We start from the raw sequence: 22812 nt of genomic DNA, 5'->3' as shown, positions 1-22812 counted from the left end.
CTGTCGGGAGTGCCCGCGCCGTCAGGGGGTAGGCCTGCCGTAATCCGTTCAAAGCGACAACATCCGACCGCCCGCAGAACCCCCAGCAGAGGAGGCCCCCGTGGCCGCACTGGCTCACCTCTCGGTCCCGGCCCCGTCGAAACCCCCGGCGGACCCGTCCGCCGAACCCCACGACACCCAGGCGTGCGTCTTCAGCGCCGAGAGCGCCTGCGCCCAGGCCCCGCTGACCAGCGAGCCGCCCCTGCCCGACGCCGAGCCCCTGACCAGCGAGCCGCCGCTCGCCGAGGCCGCCCCGCTGACCAGCGAGTCGGACGCCTTCGGCGCGGGGGCGTACGCATCCGACAGCTACGGCGCGGGGTCGTACGAGTCCGGTGCCTATGGCGCGAGGCCGTAGATGACCGGGGCGTTCGAGGACTTCGCGGACGAGGACCTGTCCCGGCTCGCCGGCCTGCACGGGGTCGCCACCTCCTACAGCCCCGCCCCGGGTCGCGACGTCCCGGTCCCCGCCTCCGCCGTGGTCGCCGCCCTGGCCGCCCTCGGCGTCGACGCGGCCGGCCCCGACGCCGTAGGCACCGCCCTCGCCGCACGCGAACACGAGCTGCGCGAGCGCCTGCTGCCGCCGACGCTCGTGCACTGGGCCGGCGACCCGCAGGGCCCCGCCGCCCTCGCCGCGCTGCCGCCCGGCACCCGCCTGCGCGTCGAGACCGAGGACGGCGAGGAGCGGGACACCGCCGCCGAACCGCCGCTCGGCGTGCACCGGGTGACCGCCCTCGCGCCCGACGGCCGCACCGGCCACGCCCACCTCGTCGTCGCCCCCGACCGGCTGCCCGCCCCGCCCGGCCGCTCCCACGGCCTCCTCGTCCAGCTGTACTCCCTGCTGTCCCGCCGCTCCTGGGGCATGGGCGACCTCGGTGACCTCGCCGAGCTGGCCGGCTGGGCCGGACGCACCGCCGGCGCCGGATTCGTCCAGGTCAACCCGCTGCACGCGGGCGTGCCCGGCGCCCCCACCGACCCCTCCCCCTACCGCCCGTCCTCGCGCCGCTTCCCCGACCCCGTCCACCTGCGGATCGAGGACATCCCCGAGTACGCCTACGCCGAGGACCGCGAGCGGCTGAGCACCCTGCTGGAGCGGGCCGGACGACTGCGCGCCGACGTCCTCGACAAGGGCGCCCTCATCGACCGGGACGCGGTGTGGGAGCTCAAGCGCGAGGCGCTGGACCTGGTCCTGGCCGTCCCCCTCGGCCCCGGCCGCCGGGCCGCCTACGACGACTTCCGCGCCGCCCACGGTCAGGCCCTCGACGACCACGCCACCTGGTACGCCCTCGCCGAGGTCCACGGCTCCGACTGGCAGCGGTGGCCCTCGGCCCTGCGGGACCCCCGCTCGGCCGAGACCGCCCGCGCCCGCGCCGGCCTCGCCGACCGCGTCGAGTTCCACGCCCGCCTGGCCTGGCTCACCGACGGCCAGCTCCGCGCCGCCCAGCGCGCCGCCCGCGAGGCCGGCATGCCCGTCGGGATCGTGCACGACCTCGCCGTCGGCGTGCACCCCCTCGGCGCCGACGCCTGGGCCCAGCAGGACGTGTTCGCCGCCGGCATGTCCGTCGGCGCCCCGCCCGACGCCTTCAACGCCCGTGGCCAGGACTGGGGTCTGCCGCCCTGGCGCCCCGACCGGCTCGCCGCCACCGCCTACGCCCCCTACCGCGAGCTGCTGCGCGCCCTCTTCCGCTACGCCGGCGCTCTGCGTATCGACCACGTCATGGGCCTGTTCCGGCTGTGGTGGGTCCCCCAGGGCAGTCCGCCCACCGGGGGCACCTACGTCCGCTACGACGCCGACGCCATGCTCGCGATCCTCGCCCTGGAGGCCGACCGCGCCGGGGCCCTCGTCATCGGCGAGGACCTCGGCACCGTCGAGCCCGGCGTCCGCGAGACGCTGCAGCGGCGCGGGGTGCTCGGCACCTCGGTGCTGTGGTTCGAACGCGACTGGGAGGGCGACGGACGCCCGCTGCCGCCCGAACGCTGGCGCGCCGACTGCCTGGCCACCGCCACCACCCACGACCTGCCGCCCACCGCCGCCCGGCTCACCGGCGACCACGTCGACCTGCGCGACCGCCTGGGCCTGCTCACCCGCCCGGCGACGGAGGAACGCGCCGAGGCCGTCGCCGAGGCCGCCGAGTGGCTCGCCCTGCTGGGCAGCCTCGGCCTGCTGGATCTGACCGCCGCCGGGCCGCCCGGCTCCGACGAGGAGGAGGAGATCCGCGCCGTCCACCGCTTCCTGCTGCGCACCCCGGCCCGGCTGGTCGGCGTCTGGCTCCCGGACGGCGTCGGCGACCGCCGCCCGCAGAACCTCCCGGGGACCTGGGACCAGTACCCGAACTGGCGGCTGCCGATCGCGGACCGGGAGGGCCGGCCGGTGCCGCTGGAGGATCTGACGGCCTCCCCCCGGCTGCGGGCACTACTCCATGTGTTCGAGCAGGCCAGGAGCGTGTGAACCCCCGGTACGGGACCCCGGGCGCGCGCCGCTTCAGGGGGTTCGCTAACTTGAGATCGTGGACAAGAAGAACGCCCTGCGCGCCGGCGCCCTGGCCGCCGGTACGACGCTGATGATGCTGCTCATGTCGTCCCCCGCGCTCGCGCTGACCCGCGACGACGGCGACGACCCCGGCCCCGGCCTGAGCGTCATCCAGACGCTGGGCCTCTACGTGCTGCTCCCGATCGCGCTGTTCGCGGTCATCGCCGGCCTGGTGATGGCGCTGGACAAGTCCAAGATCAGGACGATCAAGCCCTCGTCCAACGTGAAGTCCGAGGCCAAGGCCAAGGCCTGACCGGACACCGGTTCTCTCGCCGGGGGCGCCTGTCCTCCCGTCGGTACGCGCGCGACGCCGTACCCGGGTGAGGTCGGCGCCCTCGGCGTTTCGTCTTTCCGGGCCTTTGCGCGGTCCGGCGCGGTCCGGCGCGGCTCAGGGATTCGGCGCGGTCAGATACCGCTGCACGGTCGGCCCGAGCCACGCCAGCAGTTCCTCGCGGGTCAGTTCCCGCGCCGCCGGCAGCCGCAGCACATAGCGGGTCAGGGCCAGCCCGAGCAGCTGCGCGGCACACAGCGCGGCCCGCGCCGGGACCTGCTCGGGATCGGGGCACACCTGCCGGGCCACCGGCAGCAGCTGGTCCCGGAAGATGCCCTGCATCCGCTCGGCCCCGGCCTGGTTGGTGGCGCCGACCCGCAGGACGGCCGTCAGCTCCTCGTTCTCCTCCCACACGCCGAGGAAGTGGCTCACCAGCGCCCGGCCCACCTCGCCTTGCGGGACGCCGGTCAGGTCGGGCAGCCGCAGGTCCAGCGCGACGGCCGCGGCGAAGAGGCCCTCCTTGCTGCCGTAGTACCGCATCACCATGGACGGGTCGATGCGCGCGTCCCTGGCGATCGCGCGGATGGTGGCCCGCTCGTAGCCGTCGGCGGCGAACCGCTCGCGGGCGGCGTCGAGGATGGCGGTACGGGTGGCGTCGGAGCGGCGCGCCTGGTTGCTCTTCGTGGTGCCGGTCATGCCAACGAGCGTAGGCCAACATGCGTGGGCCAACAAGTGTTGACTGCCTCAGGCGCATGGTTCTAGGCTTGCCAACAAGCGTTGACCAACGGACGTTGACCAACAAGCGTTGGCACCCAGGAGGCCACCATGACCGGCACCACTGGCCACAACGGCACCCGCGCCCACGACGTCACCGGCGCCACCGGAACCGTCATCGTCGTCGGCTCCGGCCCCGCCGGCCTGCTTCTCGCCGGCGACCTCGCCACCGCCGGCGTCCCGGTCACCGTCCTCGAAAAGCGCCCCCACAAAATCAGCAACCTCTCCCGCGCCTTCGTCCTGCACGCCCGCACCCTCGAACAGCTCGACGCCCGCGCCCTCGCCGACGACCTCGAAAAGGTCGGCCAACCCCTCGACCGTCTCAACCTCTTCGGCCGACTCACCGTCGACCTCGGCGCCCTTCCCTCCCGGTTCAACCACCTCCTCGTCCTGCCGCAGTACGAGGTCGAGAAGGTCCTGGAGCGCCGGGCGGTCGAGGCGGGCGTCGACTTCCGGTACGAGACCGAGCTGACCGGGCTCACGCAGGACGCCGACGGCGTGAGCGTGCAGGCGCGCGGGCCCGAGGGGCGTACGCAGACGCTGCGGGCGGCGTACGTCGTCGGCGCCGACGGCATGCGCAGCGCGGTACGGGACGCGATCGGGCTGCCCTTCCCGGGCAAGTCGGTGATCCGGTCCGTGGTCCTCGCCGACGTCCGGCTCGCCGAGGAGCCGCCGACCCTGCTGACAGTCAACGCCGTCGGCGACGCCTTCGCCTTCCTCGCGCCGTTCGGCGACGGCTACTACCGGGTGATCGGCTGGCACCGCGGCCGCAACGTCCCCGACACCGAGCCGCTGGACCTGGCGGAGATCCGGGAGATCACCCGGCTCGCCCTCGGCCGGGACTTCGGGATGCACGACGCCCGCTGGATGTCCCGCTTCCACAGCGACGAACGGCAGGCGCCCGCCTACCGGGTCGGCCGGGTCTTCCTCGCCGGCGACGCCGCGCACGTGCACACCCCGGCCGGCGGCCAGGGCATGAACACCGGACTCCAGGACGCGGCCAACCTGAGCTGGAAGCTCGCCGCGGTCGTCACCGGACACGCGGACCCCGCGCTGCTCGACACCTACCAGGCCGAGCGGCACCCCGTGGGCAGGTCGGTGCTGCGCAGCAGCGGCGGGATCGTCCGCCTCGCCATGGCCAAGCGCCCGTGGACCCTCGCGGCCCGCGCCGCGCTCACCACGTTCCTGAACGCCGTCGGCCCCGCCCGGCGCAAGGTCGCCGGCCAGGTCACCGGCGTCGGCTACCGCTACCCCGCTCCGCGCGGCGCCCACCGCCTCACCGGCACCCGGGTCCCGGACGTCGCCCTGGCCGGCGGCGACCGGCTCTATGAGGCCCTACGCGGCGGCCGGTTCGTGCTGATCACCCCGGAGCCGTACGAGGCGGGGCCCGGCCGCGCGGACCGGCTCACCGTGGCGCACTGGGCGAGCGGCCGCCGGACGACCGTGCTGGTCCGCCCCGACGGATACGCGGCCTGGGCCGCCGACTCGGCCGGCGCGGCGGACACCGAGGCGGCGGTCGCCGCCCACGTCGGCGGCTAGACCGCTGCTCAGTGCGGCGCCTCCAACGTCCCCGCGAGCAACTCCCTGAGCAGGTCGGCCAGTTGGCCGACCTGCTCGTCGTCGAGGAGCGACAGGGCCTCCGTCTGGACCGCGAGGCCCGCGCCGACCGCCCGGTCGATGACGTCCAGCCCCTTCTCGGTCAGCGTCACCTTCAGGCCCCGGCGGTCGTGCGGATCGGGGGAGCGGCGCAGCAGGCCGGCCTTCTCCAGCTTGTCGAGGCGCCCGGTCATCCCGCCGGTGGTGAGCATGAGGGTGGCCGACAGCTGGCGCGGCGAGAGGGTGTACGGCTCGCCGGTACGGCGCAGGGTCGCGAGCACGTCGAACTCGCCGCGTGAGATGCCGTAGGGCTGGTACGCCTTCTCCATGCGGTCGCCCATGGTGCGCGAGAGGCGGTAGATCCGCCCGAAGACCTCCATCGCCCTGGAGTCGAGGTCGGGCCGCACGGCCGCCCACTGGTCGATGATCGCGTCGACGGGATCCCTGCGCTGCTGGCGGCCTTCGTCCATGTGCCGAGTATCGCCCGCATGATGTTCACTCGCAAGAAAGTAGCTTGCGAGAAAGTTGCTTAGCGCTAAGCTACTTCCTGCCAAGCTGACTTTCCGAGGGGGCGGCACATGACAACGCCGAAGGCAAGGCGCGGAGAGCGCACAGCGGACGAGCGCGTCCCCGGCGAGTGGACCCTGCCCCTCACCGCGGCCGTCAACGGCATCGGCACCGGCATGTACGTGCCGTTCACGCTGGTCTTCTTCCACGCCGTCACCGGGCTGTCGTTCACGGTCGTGGGCGCCGTGCTCACCGCCACCGGCCTCGCGGGCATCGCCGTACTCCCGCTCGCCGGCGCGGCGGTGGACCGGTACGGCGCGAAGCGGGTGCAGTACGCCCTGTACGGCGTCCGAGTCGCCGGCTTCGCCCTCTACCCCTTCGCCCACTCCCTCCCCGCCTTCGCGGCCGTCGCCCTGGTCACGGCCGCCGCCGACCGGGCCTTCCCCGCCGCCCAGCAGTCCCTGATCGGCGAGGTGGCGCGCGGGGCGGGGCAGGACCGGCTGCAGGCGTCGACGCGCGCCCTGCAGAACGCCGGCAACGGGGCCGGTGCGCTGCTGGCCACGCTGGTCGTCTCCCTCGCGGGCAGCGCCGGTTACACGTACGCGGCCTGGGGCAACGCCCTCTCCTTCGCGCTCGCGGCGCTGCTGCTGCGGCCGCTGCGCCCCCTGCGGCAGGTGCGTGCGGCGGGTGCTGCGGCCCCGGTCGCGCGCCGGGCGGGCGCCGGCTACCGGCTCGTCCTCGCCGACCGGCCCTTCCTGGTCGTCACCGGCGCCAACTTCCTGAACGCGCTGAGCTATTCGGCCCTGTCGGTGCTCTTCCCGCTGTTCATGGTGGAGTGGCTGCACGGGCCCTCGGTGCTCACCGGCGCCGCGTTCACCCTCAACACCGTGCTGTGCGCGGTCGCCGGGATCGGGGTCGGCGCGCGGGTCCGCGGGGCCGGGGCCCGGCGCACCCGGGCGGCGGCGCTGGGCGGCGCCCTGTTCGCGACCGCCTTCGCCGCGCAGATCGTGCTCGGCACCGTACGGCCGGGCTCGGCCACGGTCCTGGGCGGGGCCCTGGTCGCCGTGGTCGTCGTCTACACCCTCGGCGAGCTGATCCACAGCCCCGCCGCCCAGGTGCTCGCGGTGGCGGCGGCTCCCGAAGCGGTGCGCGGCCGGTACCTGGCGGCGTACCAGATGTCCTGGTCGCTGGCGAAGGCCGTGGCGCCCTCCCTCTTCACCGCCCTGCTGGCCCTGGACGGCCGGGCGCCGTGGGCCGTCCTCGTCCTCACCTCGGCCGTCGCCGCGGCCCTCCTGATCCGGACGGAACCCCGGCTGCCGGCACAGGCGGTACGGCCGCTGCCGACGACGGTGGCCCGCGGTCATGCCCCCGCCACCGCACCCGCCCCCGTCCTCACGCGTCCCGAAGGGAACCGGTCGTGAAGCGATCCCTGACCGTCCCGCTCACCGCGCTCGCCCCGGTCTCCTGGGGCACCACCTACGCCGTCACCACCGTGTTCCTTCCGCCGGACCGGCCCCTGTTCACGGCTCTCCTGCGGGCCCTGCCCGCCGGACTGCTCCTGCTGGCGCTGACCCGGGTGCTGCCGCGGGGCGGCTGGTGGTGGCGGTCGGCGGTGCTCGGCGCGCTGAACATCGGCGCCTTCTTCCCGCTGCTGTTCGTGTCGGCGTACCGGCTGCCCGGCGGGATGGCCGCCGTCGTCGGCTCGGTCCAGCCGCTGTTCGTCGTCGGCCTCTCGGCGCTGCTGCTCGGGCAGGGCCCGGCCCCGCGCACGCTCGTCACCGGTGCCGCGGCCGCGCTCGGCGTCAGCCTCGTCGTGCTCCAGGGAACCGGAAGCCTCGATGTCGTGGGCGTCCTCGCGGCCGTCGCCGCCACCGCCTCCATGGCCGCCGGTACGGTGCTGACCAAGCGGTGGGGCCGTCCGGAGGGCGTAGGTCCGCTGGCGCTCACCGGCTGGCAGCTCACCGCGGGCGGCCTGCTCATCGCGCCGCTCGCCGTCCTGGCGGAGGGCGCCCCGCCGGCCCTGGACGCCCGTGCCGCGGGCGGCTACCTCTGTCTGGCCCTGGCCAACACGGCGGTGGCGTACTGGCTCTGGTTCCGTGGCATCGGCCGGCTCACCGCCACCCAGGTCGCCTTCCTCGGCCCGCTCTCCCCGCTCACCGCGGCCGTCGTCGGCTGGGCGGCGCTCGGCCAGGCGCTCACACCGGTGCAGGTGGCGGGCATGGCGCTGGCGTTCGGCGCGACGCTGGCGGGACAGCTCGGCGGAGGCCGGCGGCGATCGTTCAGTTCACCTGAAAAGAATGGTCGAAAAGTTTCGATGGACCTGATGGATCCGGCGCTGCGACGGTAGGACACGGACCCACCACCGCCGAAAGGAGCCCCGTGGCCGCCGTCCTGCCGAGGACCACCACTTCCGCCGCATCCGCCACCGCACCCGCCCGCAAGGCCGCCGCCCCCGCGGCCGGCCTCGCCCTCGCCGCCCTCGCCACCCTCGTCTGGTCCGACAGCTTCGTCATCTCACGCGGCCTGCACGACAGCGTCCCGCCCGTCCAGCACGCCTTCTGGCGCTGGGTCGTCGCACTCCTGGCCGTGGCCCCCTTCGGCGCCCGCCGGGCCTGGCGGCAGCGGACCTTGATCCGCCGTCACGTGCGCCATGTCCTCCTCGCCTCCCTCCTCGGCGTGGCCACCTACAACACCCTTGTCAACCAGGCTGCACTGACCACCCCGGCCGCCACCATGGGCATGATCATGGCCGCCGCGCCGGTGCTCATGGCGGTGTTCGAACGGCTGGGCGGCGTACGGCTCGGCGCCCGGCGCACCACCGGGCTGCTCATCGCCTGCGGGGGTGTGGCACTGCTCGGCGGCGGCGGCGCGCGCCTGACGTCCGGCAGTCTGTGGATGATCGCGGCGGCCTGCTGCTTCGCCGGCTACAGCGCGCTGCTGCGCCGCAAGCCCGCCCAACTCCACGGCACCGGTTTCCTGTTCACCACGTTCCTGACCGGCACGGTCCTCCTCCTGCCCGTGCAGACGGTGAGCGTGGCCGTGCAGGGCTCCTTCCACCCCACGCCCGCCACCGCCCTGCCCCTCCTCTACGTCGGCGTCGCCTCCTCCGCGGTGGCCTTCTTCGCCTGGAACAAGGCCATCGCCCTGATCGGCGCCACCCGCGCGGGCATCGTCTACCACCTCCAGCCGGTCTGCGTCGCCCTGCTGTCCTGGGCCCTGCTCGGCGAGACGGCGGGGCCGCCGCAGCTGCTGTCGATGGCGCTGATCCTGGGCGGGGTCGTCCTGGGCGCGGGGCCACGCCGCTGACGTGTAGCTTTCCCGGCATGGCCGAGTGGGACATCCGGAAGCTGCAGATCCTGCGCACCCTGCGCGAGCGCGGCACCGTGACCGCGACGGCCGAGGCCCTGCACATGACCCCCTCCGCCGTCTCCCAGCAGCTCACCAACCTCGCCCGGCAGCTCGGCGTGCCCCTGCTGGAGGCGCAGGGCCGCCGGGTACGGCTCACCGACGCGGCCCGTCTGGTGCTGGCCCACACCGAGCCGGTCTTCGAGCAACTGGAGCGCACGGAAGCCGCGTTGGCGGCATACACCCAGGGGGAGGCGGGGGAGGTGAGGGTCGGCGCGTTCCCGACGTCCGTCCCCGCCCTGGTCGTACCGGCCGTACGGGCCCTGCGGGACACGCACCCCGGGGTGAGCGTCCGGGTGCGGGAGGCGGAGGCCGCCGAGGCGTACGACCTCCTGGCCGCCGGGGAGGTGGACCTCGCCCTGTCCCTCGCGGCCGAGGCCCCGAGCGCGGCCGACCCCCGCTTCACCCAGGTCCCCCTGCTGGCCGACCCGTTGGACGTGGCCCTGCCCCCGGACCACCCCCTCGCCCGCGCGGACTCGCTGAACCTGACCGACCTGGCCGCGGACCCCTGGATCTTCGGCGGCAGCGGCCCCTGGTCGGACATCACCCGCCGCGCCTGCGAGGCCGCCGGCTTCAGCCCCCACCAGGGCCATTCGGCCTCCGGCTGGACCGCGATCCTCGCCATGGTGGAGGCGGGCATGGGCGTCGCCCTGGTCCCCCGCATGGCCGCGGGCCGCCGCGACGGGGTGGTCATGCGGGACCTCGGGGCGGACGGCCCGGTCCGGCATGTGACGGCGGCGGTGCGCAGGGGCGGTGAGACGGGGCGGGCGGTGAACCGGGTGCTGGACGCACTGCTGGCCGCTGCCGCCGCCGGTGGTCACCCCGGGGGCTTCACCCGGTAGATACACTCCGCCGGTGTCGAATCGAGCGGTAACGGCCGCAGTAGGTCTCGCGCGGGTCATGGCGCACTGCGGGGGCAGTCCCGCGGCAGCCGTCGACCATCTGGTGGGTGCCATCGCCACCGCGCCCGAGGACCCCGAGCCCTATGCGGTGCTGGAGGAGCTGTGGCGGGAGCGGCGGTCGGAGCTGGCCGAAGTCGTCGAAGGGGCCGACTCCCTGCGGGCGGTCCTGGCGCGGTCCTACGTCAGCTTCCTCGACGGCGCCATGGACGACGCGGTGCTCGCGCTCGGGTCGGTCACCGGTGTGCGGCCCGACATCGCGTGGGCCGGTGCCCCCTGGTTCGGCGATGAGCGCTTCCTCGGCGCGGTGAGTGCCGAAGCGCTGGCCGAGGCCGCGATGCGGACCATGGACTACGGCCGTGATCTGGACACCGAGAGCATGCGGGAACGGTTCCGGCCGTGGTTCCGGGCCGTCGACGCGGTCGCCGCCCGCGAGCCGCTGCCGGAGGCGCTCGACAAGATGGCCATCCTGTTGCGGGCGTGCGGTCGTACCGACGCGTCGCTCGCCCTCTGCGACCTGGCGGACTCCGTGGAGCCGGTCATGATGACGGCGGTCGTGCGCGCCGGCACGTGGCGCAAGCTGGGGGACGCCGAACGGACCGTGGCGGCGTTCGAGCGCGCCCTCGCCCTGGACCCGGCCAACTGGTCGCTGTATCTCGACTTGGCCGACGTGCGTGCCGAGCAGGGCGACTTCGCCGAGGCGGTCCGGCTGATCGGCCAGGGGATGACGCATGAGCCGGGCGAGCTCGACCTGCGCGCGGCCGGGGCCGCCTACCGGGCCCGGCTCACCGGCTCGCCCGCCGACCTGGGCGAACTCATCGAGCTGGCGCCGAGCCTGCCGAACGACTCGTACCGGGACCTGCTGATCGACCACGCCTGTGCCGGCCCCGGCCTGCCCGCCGAGCTCGTGGCCGCGGCCCGCCGCTTCCGGAACGGCTGAGTGGGCTGGCTGCCCGGCCCCCTCAGCCCCGCCGCACCTCATACAGGAAGCACCCGTACTCCACCGCCCGCACATGCACCACCGCCACCTCCGGGTCGGCGAAGGCCTCGGTGAGGGCGGACGGGAAGCCGTCGTCCGTCAGGCGGCCGCCCAGGATCCGGCCCTCGGCCGAGTAGCGGCGCAGCACGCGAGGGGCGTTCGTGAAGGGCAGGGCGGCGTCCGGCGACGGGCCCGGGCAGTCCTCGGCGTGGATGAAGACCGGGCCCTGCTCGTCGTACGCGCCCGGCTCGGCGCCCGTCTCGGCCGCCCAGCGGCGCAGCGGCGCGTACGACACCAGAGCGATCCGCTCGCCCGGCTCGCTGCGGCGCAGACAGCAGCGCAGCGGGGCGCCGCCCTCCTCGTCGGTGAAGGGGGCCGGGGGCCGGCCGGCGTCGTCGGCGGCCCGCAGCTCCTTGAGGACCCGGAGCCGGATGGGGCGTGCGGTGTGCGCCGTCGTCGTGTCTGTCGTCGTCATGTCTCCAGCGTCCTGCCGCGACGCCCCGCTCACCGGCGGGAACCGGACATCGCCTTCCCGGTGGGCGGCATGGAAGGATGGCACAACCCACACATAACGAGGAGATGACCGCGTGCCTGGCACAAACCTGACTCGCGAAGAGGCGCAGCAGCGGGCCGAGCTGCTCACCGTTGACTCGTACGAGATCGATCTCGACCTCTCCGGCGCGCAGGAGGGCGGTACCTACAGGTCCGTGACCACGGTGCGCTTCGACGCGGCCCGCGGCGGCGCCGAGTCCTTCATCGACCTGGTGGCGCCGGCCGTGCACGAGGTGGTGCTCAACGGCGACCAGCTGAACCCCGCCGAGGTCTTCGAGGACTCGCGGATCGCCCTGCCGGGGCTGCTGGAGGGGCGCAACGTCCTGCGGGTCGTCGCGGACTGCGCTTACACCAACACCGGCGAGGGCCTCCACCGCTTCGTCGACCCGGTCGACGAGCAGGCCTACCTCTACACCCAGTTCGAGGTCCCGGACGCCCGCCGGGTGTTCGCCTCCTTCGAGCAGCCGGACCTGAAGGCCACCTTCCAGTTCACCGTGCGCGCGCCCGAGGGCTGGACGGTCGTCTCGAACTCGCCGACCCCCAAGCCGCAGGACAACGTCTGGGCCTTCGAGCCGACCCCGCGCATCTCGACGTACATCACGGCGATCATCGCGGGCCCGTACCACTCGGTGCACAGCGTGTACGAGAAGGACGGGCAGAGCGTGCCGCTGGGCATCTACTGCCGCCCCTCCCTCGCCGAGTTCCTGGACTCGGACGCGATCTTCGAGGTGACCCGGCAGGGCTTCGACTGGTTCCAGGAGAAGTTCGACTACGCCTACCCCTTCGAGAAGTACGATCAGCTGTTCGTGCCCGAGTTCAACGCGGGCGCGATGGAGAACGCGGGCGCCGTCACCATCCGCGACCAGTACGTCTTCCGGTCCAAGGTGACCGACGCGGCGTACGAGGTCCGGGCGGAGACGATCCTGCACGAGCTGGCCCACATGTGGTTCGGCGACCTCGTCACCATGGAGTGGTGGAACGACCTGTGGCTGAACGAGTCGTTCGCCACCTACACCTCCATCGCCTGCCAGGCCGCCGCCCCCGGCTCGAAGTGGCCGCACTCGTGGACCACGTTCGCCAACTCCATGAAGACCTGGGCGTACCGGCAGGACCAGCTGCCGTCCACGCACCCGATCATGGCGGACATCCGCGACCTGGACGACGTGCTCGTCAACTTCGACGGCATCACGTACGCCAAGGGCGCGAGCGTGCTCAAGCAGCTCGTCGCGTACGTCGGCCAGGACGAGTTCTTCAAGGGCGTGCAGGCCTACTTCAAGCGGCACGCGTACGGCAACACCCGCCTGTCCGACCTGCTCGGCGCCCTGGAGGAGACCTCCGGCCGCGACCTGAAGACCTGGTCGAAGAAGTGGCTGGAGACGGCCGGCATCAACGTCCTGCGCCCGGAGATCCAGACGGACGCCGACGGGGTCGTCACCTCCTTCGCCGTCCGCCAGGAGGCCCCGGCCCTGCCCGCCGGCGCCAAGGGCGAGCCGGTCCTGCGCCCGCACCGCATCGCCATCGGCCTGTACGACCTCGACGCCGAATCCGGCAAGCTGGTCCGCACCGAGCGCGTCGAGCTGGACGTCGACGGCGAGCTGACGGCCGTACCGCAGCTGACGGGCAAGCGCCGCCCGGCGGTGATCCTGCTCAACGACGACGACCTGTCCTACGCCAAGGTCCGCCTGGACGAGGAGTCCCTGCAGACGGTCACCGAGCACCTCGGCGACTTCGAGCAGTCCCTGCCGCGCGCCCTGTGCTGGGCGTCGGCCTGGGACATGACCCGCGACGCGGAGCTGGCCACCCGCGACTACCTCTCCCTGGTCCTGTCCGGCATCGCCAAGGAGTCGGACATCGGTGTCGTGCAGTCGCTGCACCGCCAGGTGAAGCTCGCCGTCGACCTGTACGCCGACCCGGCGGCCCGCGAGTCCCTGCTGACCCGCTGGACCGACGCCACGCTGGCCCATCTGCGGGCGGCGAAGCCGGGCAGCGACCACCAGCTGGCCTGGGCGCGCGCCTTCGCGGCGACCGCCCGCACCCCGGAGCAGCTGGACCTGCTGGAAGCCCTGCTGGAGGGCACCCAGACCGTCGAGGGCCTTGCCGTGGACACCGAGCTGCGCTGGGCGTTCGTGGAGCGGCTGGCGGCGGTCGGCCGCTTCGACGAGGCGGAGATCGCGGCCGAGTACGAGCGGGACAAGACGGCCGCCGGCGAGCGGCACGCGGCGACGGCTCGCGCCGCCCGCCCGACGGTGGAGGCCAAGGCGGAGGCCTGGGCGTCGGTGGTCGACTCCGACAAGCTGCCGAACGCCGTGCAGGAGGCCGTGATCGGCGGCTTCGTCCAGACCGACCAGCGCGAGCTGCTGGCGCCGTACGCGGACCGGTACTTCGAGGTCGTCAAGGGCGTCTGGGACGCGCGGTCGCACGAGATCGCCCAGCAGATCGCCGTCGGCCTGTACCCGGCGATTCAGGTCTGCGAGGCGACCCTCGCCAAGACCGACACCTGGCTGGCCACGGCCGAGCCGAACGCGGCCCTGCGCCGCCTCGTCTCGGAGTCCCGCTCGGGCGTCGAGCGGGCCCTGAAAGCCCAGGCGGCGGACGCGGCGGCCGGCAAGTAGCACCGCGAAGAGGGGCGCCCGGCCCGCGAGCCGGGCGCCCTTTCGTATCCGCACGGCGCGCCCGCCTCGGGCGCCCTGCCCGGCTCAGCGGGCGACCATCCCGCCGGTGACGTTGACGAAGGTGCCGGTGATGCCGGCCGCCAGGTCGGAGGCGAGGAAGACGGCGGTGGCGGCGACCTCGGCGAGGGTGGGGTTGCGGCGGGTCATGCGCATCGTCGCGAGGTTGTCGACGATGCCCTGGACGGCGGCCTCGTCGATGGCCGGGTTGACGGCGGACAGCTTCTCGACGGTGAACGTCTCGGGCACCCCGGCCGCCCACAGCCCCACCGCCCGCACCCCGCGCGGACCCAGCTCGATCGCCAGATTCCGTACGAGCGTGTCGATCGCGGCATCGGCCGGTCCCGTGCCGCCCATCATCGGACTGCCGTGCGCGGAGCCGCTGTTGAGGGTGAGGACGACTCCCGAGCCGCGCTCGGCCATGCGGCGCCCGGCGGCACGGGCGGTGATGAAGTTGGCGCGGGCGCCGTTGATCACCGGCCGCAGGAAGTCGTCCACGGGCATCTCGGTGAGCGGGGCGCCCTGCACATCGCCGCGGGTGACCAGGTTGAACGAGACGTCGACGTCGCCCACCTGCGCGAGGTGCTCCTCCACCGCCGCCTCGTCGAGGGCGTCCACGACGGCGACCTCGGCCTCCTTGAGGCCGGCGGCCGCCGCCTGAAGCGTCTTTCGGGTACGGCCGACGAGGTGGACGCGGGCGCCCTGCTCGGCGAAGGCGCGGGCCACCGCACCGCCGATCGAGCCGCCGGCGCCGTAGACGATCGCGGTCTTGTCGGTGAGCAACATGGTGAACTCCTTCAGAGGCGGTGTCCGTTTCACCGATGCAGACGTACGGCACCCCGAGCACTCATCGCTCACAGCCGCAGCGGCAGTGCGAACGCCGGGAACAGGTGCGGTTCGAAGGAGGTGATCTCCGTGATGCGGCCCGCGCCGTCGAAGCGGAGCACGTCCAGGACCTGGGCGCGGTAGACGCTGGTACCGGGGCGGCGGACGTACCCCCCGGCCGCGAGCTGTCCGTTGGCGTGGGCGGGCAGGTGGCGCCAGTGGCCGAGGAACACGGGCGAGGCCGGGTCGAGGCTCGGGCGGAGGAAGGCGAGCAGGGCCTCGCGGCCGGTGAACCAGAACGGGTTGGGCGGCATCGTCAGCGTGACGTCCTCGGCCAGCAGCTCGGCCATCGCGTCGAAGTCGAGCCGCTCGGCGGCCGTCATGTACCGCTGGAGCGCGGCCCGCTCGGCGTCCGTGGGCGAGGTCGCCGTCCAGTCCGCACGGCTCGCGGGCAGATGCTCGCGCAGGGCCGGACGGGCGCGTTGCAGCGCGCTGTTGACCGAGGCCACGGAGGTCTCGAGGGCCTGCGCGGTCTCGGCGGCGGTGAGTCCGAGCAGGTCGCGCAGGACGAGTGCGGCCCGCTGCCGGGCGGGCAGGTGCTGCAGCGCGGCCAGCAGGACCAGCTCGACGGTCTCGCGCGATTCCGCGGCGCTGTCCGGCAGCTCGTCGTCCGGGTACGGCTGCAGCCAGGTGATACGGGCGGGCGGCTCGCCGGTGCCGTGGTCCATGCCGGGCAGCGGCTCATACGTCTGCGGGCGGCGGGCGGTACGGCGCTGGAAGTCCAGGCAGGCGTTGGTCGCGATGCGGTACAGCCAGGTACGGGCGCTCGCCCGGCCCTGATACCCGTCCCGGGCCCGCCAGGCCCGCAGGAACGTCTCCTGCACCAGGTCCTCGGCGTCGTCGTAGGAGCCGGTCATGCGATAGCAGTGGGCGCGGATCTCCCGGCGGTGCGATTCGGTGAGCACGGCGAAGGCGGTCTCGTCGAACGGTGTCCCGTCGTATTCCGTCACGGGGTCGTCGGTGACGGAAACCGTGCCGGCGGGTTCGGTCCCCGGGTTTTGCGTCACGCCGGGCTCCGTGACGGAACGGTCCGCGGTCTCCCGCGCGACGCGGGCGATGCGGCGCAGCCGGGCCACGGAGGCGGACAGTTCGGTCACGCCCGCGTACAGGGCGGAGGCCGGTCTCGGCACCAGCGAGCCCGCCTGCCGGCCGACCGACTCGATCAGCTCCTCCAGGCCACCGCCACCGTCCTGCCGCTCCCGGTACGCCTTCTGCCGGCAGGCCGCCGAGCAGTACACCGAGCTACGGCCCCGGCGCCCGGCCCGCGCCGGAAGAGGACCACCACAGGTCGCGCACGTGTCCACGCCCACCTCCCGCTCCGGATCCGGTCCGGCGATCCTCGCGCACCGGGGCCGTATCCGTCAGCCGCCCGTGCGAACTCGGGACACGCAGAACGGCACAGGGGCGGCCACACGACCGTGACTGCCCCTGTGCCGTTCGGCCGGGGTTACTTCCCGGACAGCTCCGCCGCCACCAGCTCCGCGATCTGGACCGCGTTCAGCGCGGCGCCCTTGCGGAGGTTGTCGTTGGAGACGAACAGGGCGAGGCCGTTGTCCACCGTCTCGTCGCGGCGGATGCGGCCGACGTACGAGGGGTCCTGGCCGGCCGCCTGCAGCGGGGTCGGGATGTCGGAGAGGGCGACGCCCGGGGCCCCCGCGAGCAGCTCGGTGGCGCGCTCCGGGGAGATCGGGCGGGCGAAGCGGGCGTTGATCTGGAGGGAGTGGCCGGAGAAGACGGGCACGCGCACACAGGTGCCGGAGACCTTCAGCTGCGGGATCTCCAGGATCTTGCGGGACTCGTTGCGCAGCTTCTGCTCCTCGTCGGTCTCGTTCAGACCGTCGTCGACGATGTTGCCCGCGAGCGGGAGCACGTTGAAGGCGATGGTGCGCTTGTAGACGTTCGGCTCGGGGAAGTCGACCGCCCGCCCGTCGTGGGTCAGCTTGTCGGCCTCGTCGGCGACCTTCTGCACCTGGCCGTGCAGCTCGGCCACGCCCGCGAGACCCGAACCGGACACCGCCTGGTACGTGGCGACGACCAGCGCTTCGAGGCCGGCCTCCTCGTGCAGCGGCTTGAGGACCGGCATCGCGGCCATCGTGGTGCAGTTCGGGTTGGCGATGATGCCCTTGGGGCGGTCGGCGACCGCGTGCGGGTTCACCTCGGACACGACCAGGGGCACGTCCGGGTCCCTGCGCCAGGCGGAGGAGTTGTCGATCACGACGGCGCCCTGGGAGGCGACCTTCTCGGCCAGCGCCTTGGAGGTCGCGCCGCCCGCGGAGAAGAGCACGATGTCCAGGCCGGTGTAGTCGGCGGTCGCCGCGTCCTCCACCGTCACCCCGTCCAGCACGGTGCCGGCCGAGCGCGCCGAGGCGAACAGGCGCAGCTGCGTCACCGGGAAGTTCCGCTCCGCGAGGATCCTGCGCATGACCGTGCCGACCTGACCGGTGGCTCCGACGATTCCGACCCTCACAGTGACTCCCTCTTTGTGTCTCGTGCATGACCGGGGCTTTTCCATCATGCGGCCGACCCCGGTCCACCTGTCCAATTCTTTGCGCGGCGTGCCCGAGGAGTGGGACACGATCACCCGGCAGGCGGTTCCGTACCTTCGTCGAACACCCCGCTGAGCTGGAGAAATTCCCTCCGGCTCGGGTCCGGGCCGCAAGCTGTGCCGTCTCGTGCCTGCCCGTGCGGTTCCCGGCCACACGGCGATGTGACGTACGCCTCTGCGACCGCCGGAAACCGGTCCGAACGTTTCGGCCCGCTGCCGCGTCGTAGGGGCAGACGCGTGAGGGGGGTGGCTTGTGCTGCGCGGAGGGGCGCGCCGCGACCAGGGGGCGTACGCCGCCGGTACGGACCGTGGGGACCGTACCGGCGACGACCCGCTGGACGCGGCACAGGAACGCCGGGTGCGGGCGGTGCTCGCGCTCGGCGGGGTGCCGCAGTCGGACCTGCCGGACGGGGTGCAGCAGGTCCGGCTGCGGCTGCTGGAGCGGACCGCGAGCGGGCGGGAGGCGCCGCGGGACGTGTCGGCGTGGGCGGCGGTGGTCGCCTCCAACCTCGCCATGGACTGGCACCGGGCCAAGCGGCGCCAGGAGCGGCTGGGGGAGCGGCTGGCCGCGCTGCGCGAGCCCGCGCACCCCTCCGGCGAGGAGACCAGCCTGCTCTCCCTCGCCGTCGCCCAGGGCCTGGACGGCCTGCCCGCCGCGCAGCGGCAGGTACTCGTCCTGCGCTTCTTCGCCGACCTGCCCGTCCGGGCCATCGCCGAGGAGCTGGACATCCCCGAGGGCACGGTCAAGAGCAGGCTGCACACGGCGGTCCGCGCCCTGCGCGACCGTTTGCACGAGGACGAGGTGGTGTGACGTGACCGCCGGACACACAGGCGCGGGGGAGTACGGCGGCATGGACGCGCTGATGGCCGCCGTCACCGGGGAGCCGCTGCCCGAGGAGGCCCGCCGGGACCCCGGCTTCCTCGCCGAGCACCGGGCCGCCGAGGCCGACGTCGCGGTGCTGAAGGAGCAGCTGACCTGGCTCGCGGAGGCATTGACGGGGGAGCGGGCGAACGGGAACGAGACGGAGCCCGGGGAGAGTCCCCGGCCGGTGCCGCGGCCTCGCCGAGTCACGCGACCGGTGCGCGCCGGACGCCGTCCTCCACGGCCCCCGCGCCCGGGCCGGCCCGCCGGGCCCCGCCGGGCGTTGCGGGTCGCGTTCGGGGCGCTCGCGGGCGCCGCGGCCTTCGCGCTGGTCGCCGGGTTCGGCTGGATGGTGTCGCACACCGGTGCCTCGGACGACAACAGCGCGAGCTCCGCGGACAAGAAAGCGGGCGATGCCCGGGCCAAGGTCTCCGGGGACGGCGGGCGCCCGGCCGACCCGGAACTCGACCTGGCCTGCTCCCGGCTGGTCGTGGAGGGAACCGTGGCCAGGGTGGAGCCGCAAAGGACGTCCCCCTGGAGCCGGATCACGCTGAAGGTGATCCGCTCCTACAAGCCGGCCCGCGGACCGGCCGAGGTCGGCTTCCTGCTCGACAGCGGCGCCGAACCGGCCCCGCGCACGGGCCAGCACGTACTCGTCCGGGTCGGCGTGGGACAGCGGAACGCGAGCCTGTGGGCCGTCGGAGACGCCCGCGTCGCGGTCAACCGCGCCTGGATCACCGAGGCGCTGCCCGCGTCCCGGCACACGGCCTGCCCCACCGAGGAGGCGCCCACCGGCAAGCAGTGAGGGGCGGGTGTCCCCCCGGACACCCGCCCCTCACCCGAAGGCACCCCGTCGTTACGGCGTGACCTTCTCGATCTTCACGCTGCCCACGCCCGCGACCGTGCCGCGCGCGTTCACCAGCTGGACCTGGCCGAAGAACTCACGGCCCGCCGGGGCCTGTGCCGCGGCCGTGACCTGCCCGGTGACCGTGGCCGAGTCGCCCGTGCCGAGCTTGACCGGCGTGGAGTCGTCGACCGTGACCGAGCCGAGCGTGGGGGAGAAGAACACGTCCCGGTAGTCGTAGTCGGTCGCGCCGGACGGCACCGCGTAGCCGACGACCTTGATGGTGTACGTGCCGGCGGCCGGGGACGGGATGGAGACCGCTTCCTCGGAGTCGCCGTCGGCGGACTGCGCGACCTGCTTGCCGTTCGCGTCGTACACCGTCAGGTCCAGGTCGGCGGAGGCGTCCGAGACGTTGCCGATGGCGACGTCGAGGGACTTGGCGCCGGCCGGGACGTCCACCGTGGTGGTCTGCGTCTCGCCCTCCTTGATGGACGGGCGGGCCGTCTTGGCCGAGCCGAGCGGGCCGCCGACCGCCTTGCCGTCGAGGGCCGCGTACGCGTTGGTCACCTTCCAGGAGACGGCGGCCGGGCTGCCGGCCTTGGCCTCGGGCACGGTCACGGTCTCCGGGTCGAAGGCCGCGCCGAGGACGGAGACGTCCAGCGTGTACGGGTTGTCCAGCAGCGGGGACGTACGGCGGGACTCCACCTCCACCTCCCAGACGCCGGGCTGCGGGTCGGCGTAGGAGCGCACGTCGGGCTTGCAGCCGTTGCCGTCCAGGTAGTTCGGGTAGCAGTACGGGGTGCCGGTGTTGTCGACCGGGACGCCGTACGGGTGGACGGCGATGAACCGGGTCTGGCTCTTGTCCTTCAGTCCGCCGATCGCCACCTCCAGCGACTTCGCGCCCTCGGGCACGGTCAGGAAGTACGACTGGGTGCTGTTGCGCTGCACCGAGTTCGTCGCGGTGTAGGTGTAGTGCACCGGGGTGGAGACCACGACGGTGGTGAGGATCTGCTTGTCGATCCCCTCGGTGAACGGGTCGTCGACGTCCAGGACGGCGCTCTTGACGCCCGCCGACCCCGGGGCCGCCTGCACCTTCACGGTCACCGGCTGGTTCAGCGGCAGCCGCACGAGGTCGTCGCCGAGGATCCGGAAGGTGGCGCCGGCGTTGTTCTCGAAGCCCAGCTCGTGCCAGACCGCACGGTCCGGGCCGGAGGTGCGGGTGATGGTGATGTCGTAGGTCTTCTTCTCGCCGGCCTTCAGGCCGCCCTCGCGGTCGTACAGGCCGGTGCCGTATCCCGGGGTCTTCAGGGCCTGGTCGAGCGCGGTGTCGACGGGCGCCTTGACGGTGTAGTCGTGCGCGGAGGCGCCGTCCCTGATCGCCTCCCAGGCGTCCACGACGTCGATCAGGCCCGAGCCCTCCTCGTACGCCTGAACACCCTTGATGTGGTGGGCCGTCGACGTGAGCGCCGTGCGCAGCCCGGCCGGCGTCAGGTCGATGCCCTTCTGCTTGGCGGCGCTCAGCAGCAGCGCACTGGCGCCGGCGGCCTGCGGGGAGGCCATCGAGGTGCCCTGGAGCATGGAGTAGCCGGCCGGCAGCGAGTAGCCCGCCTCGCCGACCGGTGAGCCGGGCAGCCAGGTCTGGGTGGAGTTGATCGCGGCGCCGGGCGCGACCAGCGTCGGGGCGAAGCCGCCGTCCTCACGCGGGCCGCGCGAGGAGAACGGCATCATCTGGTACTTCTTCTCCACGACCGAGCCGTAGTTGGCGGCCCAGGTCTCCTTGGAGATGGCAGCACCGACCGAGATCACCTTGTCGGCGAGGCCGGGGTCGCCGATGGTGTTGGCGCCGGGGCCGGAGTTGCCCGCGGAGATCACCAGCTGGACGCCGTAGGTGTCGATCAGCCGGGTGTACAGCTCGGCGCGCGCGTTGTTGCCGTCGTTCAGCGCCGGCAGGCCGCCGATCGACATGTTGACGATGTCGACGCCGCGGTTCGCGACGAGGTCGATCATGCCCTCGGTGAGGGCCACGTTGGTGCAGCCGCCGGTCCAGCTGCAGGCGCGGGAGGAGACGATCTTCGCGCCCGGGGCCGCGCCGTTCATCTTGCCGCCGAACAGGCCGTTCGCGGCCGTGATGCCCGCGACATGCGTCCCGTGCTCGGACTCGATGACACCGATGTTGACGAAGTCCGCCTTCTTGCCGACCCAGGACCCGCCGTAGGGGTCCATCGGCACGTCCTTGCGGATCTGCACGACGAACGGCACCCGCTCGACCACGTCGGTCTTCGGGTCGTCGGTGCCGAAGTACCCGACCTGGTAGCCGTCCTTGTACGGCTTCATCGGGGTGTCGTCGGTGAAGTCGTGGTCGTTGTCCAGGTCGACGGTGACCGTGCCGGCCGACGGGTCGTACAGCACGCCCCAGCTGTCGGTCGTGTCGCCGTCCCGGTTCAGGTCGCCCTTCTCGTCGCCGCCGGTGGTCGCGGACTCCTTGAAGGTGCTGATCTCGTACGAGCCGGACGACGCGGTCCAGGTCGCGCCGCCGTAGGAGAAGCTCGGCCCGGAGACGGCGGTGACCATCGGGCGCCAGGTGGCGTCGCCGTCCACGATCGGGTCGGTCGAGGTCACCCAGTCGACGATCTTCCGCTCGCCGGTGCTGGTCTTCTGCAGCGCCGGGTGGCCGAGGTCGACGCCGGAGTCGAGGATGCCGATGGTGATGCCCCGGCCGTCCCACTTCGGGTGGTCCTGGACGAAGTCGACGGCGCCGGTCTCGAAGGACGGGTTGTACGGGTTCTTCGCCGGGGTGTTCCGGCCGGGGGCCGGGTACGTGCCGGTGGCCGTAGCGGAGTCGGCGCCGTTCGGCGTCGGGTCGTCGAGCGGGATCTCCTGCTTGAGGTCGATGGCGTGCACCGAGGAGAGCCTGGCGGCGGCCGCGATGGCCGAGTCGGCCTTTGCCGTCGGCACGGTGGCGCGGACGTAACCGAGCTTGTCGTAGGTGCGGCCCACCGAGCCGCCCTCGACCGCGTCCAGTTCCTCGGCGACCTGCCCGGTCTGCCCCGGGGCGGTCGCGATCATCATCGTGACGTTCTTGTCGCCGTCGGCCTTGGCCTCGGCGAGCAGATCGGCGTCGTCCGAACCGAGCTTGTCGTGGGCGGACTTGACGCCGGATTCGTACTGCCCTTGTGGGGCGGGCGGGGTGTCCGCGGCGAGGGCCAGGGGTATCGGCCCGGCCGCGGACAGGGCGGCCACCACGCCCACGGCCACGGCTATGCGGGCCAGGCGTCTCGGACCGGGTATGGGATCACGCTCGGGCGTGTGGGTCATCGGCATCCCTCAGGTAAAGGAATTGAGCGGACGAGGGCGCTCAGCCTTACCCAAGGGGCGGCTCTTTGGGGATCGTTGACCGAATCGATATCGATGTATGGGGAAAACCCGCGATGCGTTTCGCCGTTGTTGTCCCCGTATGG

19 protein-coding genes are annotated in these 22812 nt (G+C 73.3%); 12 read left to right on the top strand and 7 right to left on the bottom strand.

Annotated elements, in window-relative coordinates; translation table 11 throughout:
• The first annotated feature begins 100 nt into the window (after nucleotides 1-100).
• The 3 genes from ACIBJF_RS20425 to ACIBJF_RS20415 are packed head-to-tail and all read left to right on the top strand — an operon-like array spanning nucleotide 101 to nucleotide 2819.
• On the top strand, nucleotides 101-394 hold the full coding sequence (locus ACIBJF_RS20425; RefSeq protein ID WP_399175371.1) for a hypothetical protein: 294 nt from the start codon (nucleotides 101-103) through the stop codon (nucleotides 392-394).
• The gene (gene malQ, locus ACIBJF_RS20420; RefSeq protein ID WP_399175370.1) at nucleotides 395-2485 is read left to right on the top strand and encodes a 4-alpha-glucanotransferase; all 2091 of its coding nucleotides are present in this window, start codon (nucleotides 395-397) and stop codon (nucleotides 2483-2485) included. It begins immediately after the preceding gene.
• A 58-nt stretch (nucleotides 2486-2543) separates the two neighbouring features.
• Nucleotides 2544-2819 carry a hypothetical protein gene (locus ACIBJF_RS20415; protein WP_399175369.1) on the top strand — a complete coding sequence of 92 codons (276 nt, stop codon included), beginning with the start codon at nucleotides 2544-2546 and terminating at the stop codon, nucleotides 2817-2819.
• A gap of 135 nt (nucleotides 2820-2954) precedes the next feature.
• Here ACIBJF_RS20415 and ACIBJF_RS20410 read toward each other — a convergent pair whose 3' ends face one another.
• On the bottom strand, nucleotides 2955-3533 hold the full coding sequence (locus ACIBJF_RS20410) for a TetR family transcriptional regulator (protein ID WP_399175367.1): 579 nt from the start codon (nucleotides 3531-3533) through the stop codon (nucleotides 2955-2957).
• Between the two features lie 129 nt (nucleotides 3534-3662).
• Here ACIBJF_RS20410 and ACIBJF_RS20405 point away from each other — a divergent pair, with 129 nt between their 5' ends.
• Complete coding sequence (locus ACIBJF_RS20405) at nucleotides 3663-5150, top strand: FAD-dependent monooxygenase (protein ID WP_399175365.1); 1488 nt, start codon at nucleotides 3663-3665, stop codon at nucleotides 5148-5150.
• Between the two features lie 8 nt (nucleotides 5151-5158).
• Here ACIBJF_RS20405 and ACIBJF_RS20400 read toward each other — a convergent pair whose 3' ends face one another.
• Nucleotides 5159-5677 carry a MarR family winged helix-turn-helix transcriptional regulator gene (locus ACIBJF_RS20400; RefSeq protein ID WP_399175363.1) on the bottom strand — a complete coding sequence of 173 codons (519 nt, stop codon included), beginning with the start codon at nucleotides 5675-5677 and terminating at the stop codon, nucleotides 5159-5161.
• Between the two features lie 108 nt (nucleotides 5678-5785).
• Between ACIBJF_RS20400 and ACIBJF_RS20395 the strand changes: the two genes are divergently transcribed.
• The 5 genes from ACIBJF_RS20395 to ACIBJF_RS20375 are packed head-to-tail and all read left to right on the top strand — an operon-like array spanning nucleotide 5786 to nucleotide 10958.
• The gene (locus tag ACIBJF_RS20395) at nucleotides 5786-7135 is read left to right on the top strand and encodes an MFS transporter (protein ID WP_399175362.1); all 1350 of its coding nucleotides are present in this window, start codon (nucleotides 5786-5788) and stop codon (nucleotides 7133-7135) included.
• The gene (locus ACIBJF_RS20390; RefSeq protein WP_399175360.1) at nucleotides 7132-8061 is read left to right on the top strand and encodes an EamA family transporter; all 930 of its coding nucleotides are present in this window, start codon (nucleotides 7132-7134) and stop codon (nucleotides 8059-8061) included. Before ACIBJF_RS20395 ends, ACIBJF_RS20390 begins: the two co-directional genes overlap by 4 nt.
• Nucleotides 8062-8093: 32 nt before the next feature.
• Entirely contained in the window at nucleotides 8094-9020 is a 927-nt protein-coding gene (locus ACIBJF_RS20385; protein ID WP_399175359.1) for a DMT family transporter, read from the top strand.
• Nucleotides 9021-9037: 17 nt separating this feature from the next.
• Entirely contained in the window at nucleotides 9038-9961 is a 924-nt protein-coding gene (locus tag ACIBJF_RS20380; protein ID WP_399175358.1) for a LysR family transcriptional regulator, read from the top strand.
• Between the two features lie 58 nt (nucleotides 9962-10019).
• Nucleotides 10020-10958 carry a tetratricopeptide repeat protein gene (locus tag ACIBJF_RS20375; protein WP_399175442.1) on the top strand — a complete coding sequence of 313 codons (939 nt, stop codon included), beginning with the start codon at nucleotides 10020-10022 and terminating at the stop codon, nucleotides 10956-10958.
• Between the two features lie 22 nt (nucleotides 10959-10980).
• On the opposite strand, the gene ACIBJF_RS20370 is transcribed toward ACIBJF_RS20375, so the two are convergent.
• Nucleotides 10981-11472 (bottom strand): DUF1203 domain-containing protein, encoded by a 492-nt coding sequence (locus tag ACIBJF_RS20370; RefSeq protein WP_399175356.1) that lies wholly within the window; start codon nucleotides 11470-11472, stop codon nucleotides 10981-10983.
• Nucleotides 11473-11584: 112 nt separating this feature from the next.
• On the opposite strand from ACIBJF_RS20370, the gene pepN reads away from it, so the two are divergent.
• A complete protein-coding gene (gene pepN, locus ACIBJF_RS20365; protein ID WP_399175355.1) occupies nucleotides 11585-14161 on the top strand; it encodes an aminopeptidase N in 2577 nt (858 codons plus the stop codon).
• Between the two features lie 84 nt (nucleotides 14162-14245).
• Here the strand turns inward: pepN and ACIBJF_RS20360 are convergent, their stop codons facing one another.
• The 3 genes from ACIBJF_RS20360 to ACIBJF_RS20350 all read right to left on the bottom strand — a co-directional run bounded on the left by ACIBJF_RS20360 (nucleotide 14246) and on the right by ACIBJF_RS20350 (nucleotide 17570).
• A complete protein-coding gene (locus tag ACIBJF_RS20360; RefSeq protein WP_399175353.1) occupies nucleotides 14246-15004 on the bottom strand; it encodes an SDR family NAD(P)-dependent oxidoreductase in 759 nt (252 codons plus the stop codon).
• A 68-nt stretch (nucleotides 15005-15072) separates the two neighbouring features.
• Entirely contained in the window at nucleotides 15073-16413 is a 1341-nt protein-coding gene (locus ACIBJF_RS20355) for an RNA polymerase subunit sigma-70 (protein ID WP_399175351.1), read from the bottom strand.
• A 137-nt stretch (nucleotides 16414-16550) separates the two neighbouring features.
• Nucleotides 16551-17570 carry an aspartate-semialdehyde dehydrogenase gene (locus tag ACIBJF_RS20350; RefSeq protein ID WP_399175350.1) on the bottom strand — a complete coding sequence of 340 codons (1020 nt, stop codon included), beginning with the start codon at nucleotides 17568-17570 and terminating at the stop codon, nucleotides 16551-16553.
• 331 nt (nucleotides 17571-17901) lie between these two features.
• Between ACIBJF_RS20350 and ACIBJF_RS20345 the strand changes: the two genes are divergently transcribed.
• The gene (locus ACIBJF_RS20345; protein ID WP_399175348.1) at nucleotides 17902-18459 is read left to right on the top strand and encodes a sigma-70 family RNA polymerase sigma factor; all 558 of its coding nucleotides are present in this window, start codon (nucleotides 17902-17904) and stop codon (nucleotides 18457-18459) included.
• 1 nt (nucleotide 18460) lies between these two features.
• Nucleotides 18461-19315 (top strand): hypothetical protein, encoded by an 855-nt coding sequence (locus tag ACIBJF_RS20340; protein ID WP_399175346.1) that lies wholly within the window; start codon nucleotides 18461-18463, stop codon nucleotides 19313-19315.
• A gap of 51 nt (nucleotides 19316-19366) precedes the next feature.
• On the opposite strand, the gene ACIBJF_RS20335 is transcribed toward ACIBJF_RS20340, so the two are convergent.
• Nucleotides 19367-22669, bottom strand: a complete 3303-nt coding sequence (locus ACIBJF_RS20335; protein WP_399175344.1) for a S8 family serine peptidase — start codon at nucleotides 22667-22669, stop codon at nucleotides 19367-19369.
• Between the last annotated feature and the right edge of the window lie 143 nt (nucleotides 22670-22812).

Source organism: Streptomyces sp. NPDC050743 (genome assembly GCF_044456925.1).
Lineage (GTDB): Bacteria > Actinomycetota > Actinomycetes > Streptomycetales > Streptomycetaceae > Streptomyces.
The sequence above is the reverse complement of the archived record's forward strand: the minus strand, read 5'-3'. Positions and strand labels throughout refer to the sequence as shown.